This window comes from Pseudomonas sp. W2-17, from assembly GCF_041060445.1.
Lineage (GTDB): Bacteria > Pseudomonadota > Gammaproteobacteria > Pseudomonadales > Pseudomonadaceae > Aquipseudomonas.
This window is the reverse complement of record NZ_JAUFNS010000057.1, coordinates 1-632: the sequence shown is the minus strand read 5'-3', so window position 1 is coordinate 632 and position 632 is coordinate 1. Positions and strand designations below refer to the sequence as shown.

1 protein-coding gene is annotated in these 632 nt (G+C 57.0%); it reads right to left on the bottom strand.

The annotated features are described in order from the left end of the window. On the bottom strand, positions 1-619 hold a 619-nt coding region (locus tag QWI20_RS27430), incomplete at its 3' end, for an IS4 family transposase (protein WP_369308097.1). Between the last annotated feature and the right edge of the window lie 13 nt (positions 620-632).

Below are 632 nucleotides of genomic sequence, written 5' to 3'. Positions count from 1 at the left end.
TGATCGAATTATCTGGAATTTGTCCCAGAAACGTTTCGGCCAACCGCATTTCACTGCCCCGAAAAGGGCTGAGCTGCGCATCGAGGATGATATGCGAGCGGACATTCATCAGCGCAACGAGCCGCAGCATCGGGAACGGGGTCTGACGGTCGGTGCCGGTATTGCCGGAGCCAAAATGTTCTCTGAGCTCGGGTGAATCCGGGGTTCGCAGCAATGCACCGTCCACCGCGAAGACTTGTAGACCGTTCCAGTCGTCTCCCTCGTAGCGCTCGTTGCCCCAATGTTTACCCGTCTGGCGGAACAGCGATTCAACTGGGTCAGCGCCCAGCCGTTTGCGAGCTTCAGTTACCCCGCTTCGCGCCAGCAACTGATCAGAAGCCAAGCCTTGCGCGCAGATATTCAAACGCCTGGCGACCTCATGAACAGGCTCGTCGCGGAACAGAGCCATGCCCAAAACCAGCCAAAGAACTTGATCGCTCGGCAAGCGGCGCCGCCGTATGGTGGCTTGCGCCGAGAGGTTCAGCGCACTCGCTACCCACTCTATTGGGATGTTCTGAGTGAAGGTGCTCAGGTCAGAAAAGTTGAAGAGATCGCCAAGGTCGAGCAACTGCTGCTGAATGGGCATAAAAAAA